We start from the raw sequence: 7,641 nt of genomic DNA, 5'->3' as shown, positions 1-7,641 counted from the left end.
AGTGCTTAATACTGTTTACAGCGGTTGCACCTGTTACATTCGTTGCAGTGCTAGCCGCTAGCTGTTGAGGGTATTTGATATGTTAATTAGTACTATGGATAGACTGGCACAGCAACACTTGGTGATCATCAATTTATTGATGTTTCAAGCCGTCTGGTGGTTATCTATCCTATATCAAAACTCGGCTTTATGGTTAACCACAGGCCTGTTATTAGTCCACTTTGCTCTATCTCAAAGGGGACGCAAAGACTTAACCTTAATGATTAAAGTAGCATCATTGGGCTTTGCGATCGACTTAGGTTTGAAATGGGCTGGGGTGTTTCAATTTCAGCAGTTTCCTTTTTGGTTATTTGTTCTTTGGTGTCATTTTGCCCTATCACTTCGTTATAGCTTAGCCTTTACCCAAAAACTCGCCTGGTATGTTAATGCAATACTTGGTGGTGTGTTTGGTTGCTTAAGTTACTTAGCGGGAGAGCGCTTTGAAGCGGTCAACTTGCCACTGGAGTTATTCTCCAGCGCATTGATCCTATTTGCCATCTGGATCGTAATATTCCCTATGTTTGTTAACGTTACCAAAGCGCCGCAATAACTCTATTCAAGTCGTTTGGGGATAGGCTGCGCTATCGTAATTTAATAGGAATTGCGTCATGGCTATTGAAAAGTTATATCTCACACTCGCTTCGTCATTGCTTCTTGCTGCAGTCAGTTATGCTACTGAAGCTAAAACTCCGCAGTTGATTGCGTCAAATCATTCAGCGGCTAATGTTTCTTCTCAAGCGATTATCGCGCCAGTTACTGATAACCCATCATTTAAAGAGGTCGGCAGAGGCGAAATGGATTGGTGGTGGTTTTCACTTTATCGTGCCAAGTTACTCACCTTAGATGGCGATTACACTCAGGGCGAGTATCCGCTGATCCTCGATATCGAATATTACCAAGAGATCCCAAGTGCTCGCTTGGTAGAAGCAACTCAAGATCAGTGGCAGCATTTAGGGGTAGACCCACAGCGCCAGCAACAATGGCTATCTGCAATTGATGCCATATGGCCTGATGTGAATGAAGGTGACAGGCTAACCTTAAAAATACTCACACCTGAACATAGTCAGTTTTATTTTAATGGCAAACCTTTGGCTCAGCCTCTGCCATTAGGTTTTAGTGAAGACTTTCTTGCTATTTGGTTGTCAGAGTCGACGAGTCGTCCAGAGTTGAGAAAGCAGTTACTTGGAGAGTTGGCATGCGATTGTTAAGCGGATTTATTAATAAGAGGGAAAGCGGCATTAGCCTGTTGCAAGCGCTGCTGTTGGTGACTTACTTCGCATTGCTTAGCGGCTGTTCAAGTAGTGACATTAATGATTACCAAGGCACTACACCTAGGCTTGATTTGAAGACGTTTTTTGATGGTGAGTTAGTTGCTCATGGCACGGTTCAAGACTTTAGCGGCAAAGTCACCCGACGCTTCAGTGTAAAAATGTTGGCGAGTTGGCAAGGCGATAAAGGGGAGATTAAAGAGTGGTTTATTTACGATGATGGAGAAAAACAGCTGCGAATTTGGAATATTACCGATTTAGGCGAGGGTAAATACACAGGTACGGCGAATGATATTTTAGGAGCGGCGCAAGGGCAAGCTGTGGGAATGGCGCTGCAGTGGCAATATGAAATGTTGCTGCCTGTTGATGGCAGTGAATATCAGGTGAGTTTCGACGATTGGATGTTTCTGATTGACGACAACACCATTATTAATCGCAGTGATATAAACAAGTTCGGAGTGACGGTGGCAGAGGTAACGCTAGTAATATCTAAACTTAATTGAATGATTTAATAATTGCAGCTTAGTTGCAGCTGTAGTACTCGTTCTAATTCTAGTACGGGATTGAATATAGCTTGAGTTTACTCTACTTTAGTTGAAAGGATTTTATGATTATAAAGTAGGGATAAATGATGAAAATGCTTCTTAGTGTGTGTCTGTTTGCGCTGTGTGGTTGTGGCTCAAATGCCAGTTATAGTGTATCAGCAAGCTCAAGTGATGATGTGATGTCAGCGAGACAAGCGCCAATCATGTCAGACAATACACCAATAATAAATGATGAATTAGTTAAAGAAACAGAGCAGAAAGAGAACAGCAAAAAACAAGATAAGTAGTACTGCCATCAAGTCTGAAAATATAGCTTGAGTGGGCTGAATTTGCAGGGGGCGCTCTACTGCAGATAAGCTAATTCATATTAGCGACTACAGTTAAGCTGTCACATTTAAGCCACTACAATTATGCGGCTATAACTAAGCGGCTATAACGAAGAGATATAGCTAAGTAATATGGCTAATCTATCATAGTTAAGGCCTTCATTTTACAGTGTGAAGGCCAGCAGGTATAAATTTCGCTTTATGAGGTTTTACGGCTGTTATCGACCTGTTTCTTTTCGTAATACTCAAATGGAAATACATTTCTAATGCGCTGAGTAATCGCATCACTGACGTTAGCAGACACATGCAGGCGCACATCCCCAAGTTTTTCAGCTCTAACGGTACAAGTCAGTTTATTGGATTTTGCGATAGCACGGCACTCCTTGGCAAACTTGTCTGGGATTTTGCCTTTATGGGTCGTCATGCGGCCATCTTTAAAGTTTATTTCAAACAGGGTTAATCCTTTTTTACCACTGAAGATAAGCTTGTAGACAATGAAAATAGCGATAGCAATAAAAACAATTTTAAGTAAGGTTGGGGTCATGCGCTTTCCTTTTCAATAAATTACTTATAGCCCTAGAGTTAAGATACTCCTCCCAATAGCGATTTAAAAGCCAGTTAGCTCACGAGATTGGAATTTTCACTCGCAGCACACTATGTTGAATGACTTAGCTTTGATATGACCTAGCTTTATATGAAATAGGGTTATATGAAGCAGCTTTGAATTAGATAGCCAAATGGATGCTATCGGTTGTTAGTTATCTGACTGTCGTGGCCATGTTTTGTTAGTCATGTTCTGTTAGTTATGTATTGCGAGTTATCATCTGCAGTCATCTGATGTAAATGACTGAAGATGATAATAAAAAACCGCCTGATGGCGGTTTTTTGTTGGGAGGGAAACTGTCTAGGCTAGCGTTAACGGCATAGCTTAAAATGCATAGCTTACAGTAGCTAGCACTGTGCCATCATTTCTCCATGGCTCTTTCGAGTCGATGATATTATCTGAACTTAAGTTAGTATCTAACCAAGCTAGAGATAGGCCTACACCGCCAAGTTCAGTCGAGACACCGATAGAGTAGTCAACATAGTCCTCGCCCCAGTCACCCATTTCTTCATCATTCACACCTTCACCATAGCTATATCCCACATGGGCATCGATACTCCAATTCTCGAAGATCTCGTATGAATAGTTTAGCTCGGTGTAATTGAGTGAAAGATCGGCATTAGCGTAGTCATTGGTGTACCACTGGGCTAGGTGGAATCCCGCATAGTACAGACCCGCATTCGCTTCTAAATAACCGGTATTCTCATCTTGGCCTGGATAAGTGTAGTAAGTCAGTGTAACGTCGTACTCCCACTCTTCATCGGCTCCGAAAGCGCCCCAATATCCTGCATAGAGATCAATTTCCACATCGGCATCGTAGCTATCTTTATCAACATTACTCGCCCAAGCACCAAAGAACAGGCCATTTTCCATGCTGTAATCTAAGCTGCCTTGAATCGCAAAATCGCCTGCCGTTTGTGATACACCGCGAAAGCGGTAATCGTTGGTGACATCAATCTCGCCAGAAAACTCAGCTTGAGCAAGAGGGGCCATTAGCGCAGTTGATAATGTTAGACCGACAAGTTGGGCAATCCGTTTATTATTTAATTTTTTATACACGGTAGTTTCTCCATTTAACTATGTTGACTTTGATGCTGGTTTTTATCGTTAATATCTTGGCCTGTAGACCACTGATATAAACCATTGATATCGAGCATCATTATATTTTGCCAAACAGCAGCATATTGCTACGACCTCATGGCGAATAAGCGATTTTCTAATACCAGATAGCTATAGGGATTACAGCGTATTTGGCTCGAAAATCACGTATACCTTACGGCAGTTATCTAGCACCTCCCAGGTGCCTTCAAACCCTGCTGGAATGACAAACCTGTCACCCGTTTTCACCGTTATGCAGTGACCATTTTTGTCGGTAACCTTGCAGGAACCAGACAAAATCTCACAATATTCATGTTCGCTATAGGCGACATTCCAAGTGCCGATATCGCCTTGCCATACTCCGGCATGAAACTGGTCACAGTCACTAGAGTAGTGGTTTTGTAGTGCTTGCTCAGGCTCGCCAGCTATGACCTTTTCAGCATCGAGCTTATAGCGCTCGATTGCAGTATTGAGCGTTGAAAAGTTTAAAATTGAATCTATGTTTTGAATCATTAGTGCTTCCATGTCAGCGATAAGTTAGCGCGTGTAAAGCTAAATGAAAAAAGCGCGGCCTAAGCCACGCCTTTTTGTATTACTTCATCGTCGGCATAACAAACTCAGCCTTTGTACCTTGCGAGGCGTTTTGAGACGATTGCGGCCAACGTGCAGTTATGGCTTTGCGCTTAGTATAAAAACGGACTCCATCTGGGCCATGCATATGCAGTGGGCCAAAGAGAGAGCGTTTCCAACCACCAAAGCTATGGAACGCCATTGGTACAGGGATCGGTACATTGACCCCTACCATGCCGACCTGGACGTTATGGCAGAAGTGACGTGCAGCTTCTCCACTTTGAGTAAAGATAGCGGTGCCGTTACCAAATTCATGATCATTTATCAGTTGCAATGCGTCGGCATAATCTTTTACTCGAACGATGGCGAGCACAGGGCCAAAGATCTCTTCTTTGTAGATAGTCATCTCTGGGGTGACGTGATCAAATAAGCAGCCACCTAAGAAGTAACCTTGCTGGTGGTCGGCAACCGAGAGCTGTCGGCCATCGGCAAGCAGCTTTGCTCCCTCGGCAACGCCTGTCTCAACATAGTTGCTAACCTTTTCTAGATGCTGGGCAGAGATAAGCGGGCCCATATCCATCTCTGGCGTGACACCATTTCCGACCTTTAGCGCCTTGATTTGTGGCAGTAACTTTTCAACTAACGCGTCTCCAGAGTCGCCTACGGCCAACACTACAGATATTGCCATGCAGCGCTCGCCAGCACTACCGTATGCTGCGCCCATCAGTGCGCCAACGGCTTGGTCAAGATCGGCATCTGGCATCAATAACATATGATTTTTTGCGCCGCCGAGCGCTTGAACGCGCTTGCCGTGGGCTGATGCGGTTGAATAGATATATTCTGCGATTGGCGTAGAGCCTACAAAACTTACCGCTTGCACATCTTTGTGAGTGAGTAGGGTGTCAACGGCTTCTTTGTCACCGTTAACGACGTTAAATACGCCTTTAGGTAGGCCTGCTTCGGTCAGTAATTCGGCTAGGCGCATCACTGAGCTTGGATCTTTTTCTGATGGCTTCATGATAAAGCTGTTGCCACACGCTATGGCAATTGGGAACATCCACATAGGTACCATTACTGGGAAGTTAAATGGGGCTATCCCCGCAACGACGCCAAGTGATTGGTTCAGGGTCCAAGCATCAACGCCGCCACCAACCTGTTCGGTATGCTCGCCTTTCAATAGGTGCGGAATGCCACAGGCAAACTCTACGACTTCAAGGCCACGAATTATTTCACCCTTGGCATCGTCGAGTACTTTTCCGTGCTCACGGGTGATAAGCTCTGCAAGCTCATCAATATTGGCTTCAACCAAAGCTTTAAACTTAAACAGTACACGAGAGCGGTTAAGTGGGGTGACTTTAGACCATGACTCATGTGCTTTTTTAGCCAATTCAATCACGCCAGCCACCTCGGCTGCACTGGCAAGGGAGACTGTGCCACGTTGCTCACCTGTCGCAGGCTCGAAAAACGCTTGAGTACGCTGACTTGGCGCAGAGTGGCCGCCGTTAATGTAATGGTTAATCGTGTGCATAACGCAAAATCCTAATTCTTATTTCCCAGTTGGGAGCCAATAGTGTTTATGGGGGTTAATGGTTTTACCTATTACATCAGCGCTGCTGATTTTCGAGCTCATGTAGCAGTGCAAAGCCATGCTATTAACGCAAGCGTGCAAAGCGATGTAATAGGTGCTGGGATTAACCGACAGCTTTAATCGCATCGCTAAGAGTATTAACAATCTGATCTATCTGCTGTTTGTCGATAATTAACGGTGGGGATATTGCAATAATATCGCCAGTGGCACGCACTAAGGTACCCGCTTCGAAGCAGTGCTCAAAGATCCCAAAACCACGTTTGCCCGCGCCTTTATCGCTCGGGGCGAATTGAATGCCGCCGACTAAGCCTGTGTTGCGAATATCAATCACATTGGGGAGGCCTTTTAAGCTATGCACGGCATCTTCAAAATAGCCTTCGAGCTCCTTGGTTCGCTCAAACAGCTTTTCATTTTCATAGATGTTTAGGGTGGCAATGGCAGCCGCTGCGGCAACCGGATGACCGGAATAGGTATAGCCGTGAAAGAGCTCAATAGCATTTTCAGGACCTTGCATACAGGTATCGTAAATATTGTCATCAACCAAAACCGCGCCCATTGGAATTGCGCCGTTATTTAAGGCTTTTGCAGTGGTGATCATGTCTGGTATCACCCCCCAACGCTGACTGGCGAAGGCGTCGCCTACACGGCCAAAGGCTGTAATGACTTCATCAAAAATAAGTAAAATACCGTACTTGTTGGTGATTTCGCGAAGCTTTTGTAGGTATCCCTCTGGTGGCAAAATAACCCCAGCAGAACCAGACATTGGCTCAACAATCACTGCGGCGATGTTTTCAGCACCGTGCAGGGCAACGAGTTGCTCTAGTACTTCTGCTTTTTCTGCACCGGTCTTAGGCATACCACGGCAAAATGCATTGCCGTTAATATCTAAGGTATGCGGTAGGTGATCGACACCTTGCAGTAACTGTTGATTAAAGGTCTTACGGTTATTACCAATACCGCCAACCGAAATACCGCCAAAGCCAACACCATGGTAACCGAGCTCACGACCAATAAAGCGGGTGCGTGTGGCTTCACCGTTGGCACGATGGTAGGTGAGTGCAATTTTCAAAGCACTGTCGACAGACTCAGAACCTGAGTTGGTAAAGAAGGCTTTGTTTAATCCCTTTGGGCTTATTTGAGCTAAGCGCTCAGCCAGCTCAAAGGCAAGAGGGTGGCCCATCTGAAATGATGGCGCATAATCCATCTCATGAATTTGTTTACTGACCGCTTCAGAGATCTCTTTACGGCCGTGTCCGGCGTTACAGCACCACAAACCTGCTGTACCGTCTAATATGGGGCGACCTGCAACGTCTTTATAATACATACCTTCGGCATGGGCGAGCATTCTAGGGCTCGACTTAAACTGCCTATTTGCCGTAAACGGCATCCAGTAATGTTCTAATGACTGCGTATCGCGTTGATTGTGCATCTGTGGATCTGCCATATCATCTACCTTGATTCAGTTTCATTATTTTAATTATTGTTTTGTTATCTGTTGCTTTTTTGGGCAAGCGGTCGATATTTGCTATGCTATGTCAGAAATAATGAACATGAAAGCTTTTTGTGCATTTATTTGTAGCAAAAATGAAGTTTTTGTAAAATA

The 7,641-nt window shown here is 44.6% G+C and carries 9 protein-coding genes; 4 read left to right on the top strand and 5 right to left on the bottom strand.

Annotated elements, in window-relative coordinates; translation table 11 throughout:
• Positions 1–79 precede the first annotated feature (79 nt).
• The 4 genes from ACVBIK_RS17985 (at position 80) to ACVBIK_RS17970 (ending at position 2,139) form a co-directional block, all read left to right on the top strand.
• Positions 80–589: a DUF2878 domain-containing protein gene (locus ACVBIK_RS17985; protein WP_447160322.1), complete on the top strand. Its 510-nt coding sequence runs from the start codon at positions 80–82 to the stop codon at positions 587–589.
• A gap of 58 nt (positions 590–647) precedes the next feature.
• Entirely contained in the window at positions 648–1,247 is a 600-nt protein-coding gene (locus tag ACVBIK_RS17980; protein WP_447170218.1) for a chalcone isomerase family protein, read from the top strand.
• On the top strand, positions 1,235–1,810 hold the full coding sequence (locus ACVBIK_RS17975) for a DUF3833 domain-containing protein (RefSeq protein WP_447160324.1): 576 nt from the start codon (positions 1,235–1,237) through the stop codon (positions 1,808–1,810). The genes ACVBIK_RS17980 and ACVBIK_RS17975 overlap by 13 nt, the downstream gene beginning before the upstream one ends.
• 125 nt (positions 1,811–1,935) lie before the next feature.
• On the top strand, positions 1,936–2,139 hold the full coding sequence (locus ACVBIK_RS17970; RefSeq protein WP_447160325.1) for a hypothetical protein: 204 nt from the start codon (positions 1,936–1,938) through the stop codon (positions 2,137–2,139).
• 238 nt (positions 2,140–2,377) lie between these two features.
• Here ACVBIK_RS17970 and ACVBIK_RS17965 read toward each other — a convergent pair whose 3' ends face one another.
• The 5 genes from ACVBIK_RS17965 to ACVBIK_RS17945 all read right to left on the bottom strand — a co-directional run bounded on the left by ACVBIK_RS17965 (position 2,378) and on the right by ACVBIK_RS17945 (position 7,482).
• Positions 2,378–2,722: a DUF3634 family protein gene (locus ACVBIK_RS17965; RefSeq protein WP_447160326.1), complete on the bottom strand. Its 345-nt coding sequence runs from the start codon at positions 2,720–2,722 to the stop codon at positions 2,378–2,380.
• A 384-nt stretch (positions 2,723–3,106) separates the two neighbouring features.
• Entirely contained in the window at positions 3,107–3,841 is a 735-nt protein-coding gene (locus ACVBIK_RS17960) for a TorF family putative porin (RefSeq protein ID WP_447170217.1), read from the bottom strand.
• A gap of 180 nt (positions 3,842–4,021) precedes the next feature.
• The gene (locus ACVBIK_RS17955) at positions 4,022–4,393 is read right to left on the bottom strand and encodes a cupin domain-containing protein (protein WP_447170216.1); all 372 of its coding nucleotides are present in this window, start codon (positions 4,391–4,393) and stop codon (positions 4,022–4,024) included.
• A gap of 79 nt (positions 4,394–4,472) precedes the next feature.
• Complete coding sequence (locus ACVBIK_RS17950; RefSeq protein WP_447170215.1) at positions 4,473–5,978, bottom strand: CoA-acylating methylmalonate-semialdehyde dehydrogenase; 1,506 nt, start codon at positions 5,976–5,978, stop codon at positions 4,473–4,475.
• A gap of 163 nt (positions 5,979–6,141) precedes the next feature.
• Entirely contained in the window at positions 6,142–7,482 is a 1,341-nt protein-coding gene (locus ACVBIK_RS17945; RefSeq protein WP_447160330.1) for an aminotransferase class III-fold pyridoxal phosphate-dependent enzyme, read from the bottom strand.
• Positions 7,483–7,641 lie beyond the last annotated feature (159 nt).

The organism is Shewanella sp. 125m-1 (assembly GCF_052977065.1).
Note: the sequence above shows the minus strand (reverse complement) of the source record. Positions and strands in the feature narration are given on the sequence as shown.

Coding starts and splice junctions, on each gene's coding strand:
- ACVBIK_RS17970 (WP_447160325.1), top strand. CDS start 1,936: ATGATGAAAATGCTTCTTAGTGTGTGTCTGTTTGCGCTGTGTGGTTGT.
- ACVBIK_RS17980 (WP_447170218.1), top strand. CDS start 648: ATGGCTATTGAAAAGTTATATCTCACACTCGCTTCGTCATTGCTTCTT.
- ACVBIK_RS17965 (WP_447160326.1), bottom strand. CDS start 2,722: ATGACCCCAACCTTACTTAAAATTGTTTTTATTGCTATCGCTATTTTC.
- ACVBIK_RS17950 (WP_447170215.1), bottom strand. CDS start 5,978: ATGCACACGATTAACCATTACATTAACGGCGGCCACTCTGCGCCAAGT.
- ACVBIK_RS17975 (WP_447160324.1), top strand. CDS start 1,235: ATGCGATTGTTAAGCGGATTTATTAATAAGAGGGAAAGCGGCATTAGC.
- ACVBIK_RS17955 (WP_447170216.1), bottom strand. CDS start 4,393: ATGATTCAAAACATAGATTCAATTTTAAACTTTTCAACGCTCAATACT.
- ACVBIK_RS17945 (WP_447160330.1), bottom strand. CDS start 7,482: ATGGCAGATCCACAGATGCACAATCAACGCGATACGCAGTCATTAGAA.
- ACVBIK_RS17985 (WP_447160322.1), top strand. CDS start 80: ATGTTAATTAGTACTATGGATAGACTGGCACAGCAACACTTGGTGATC.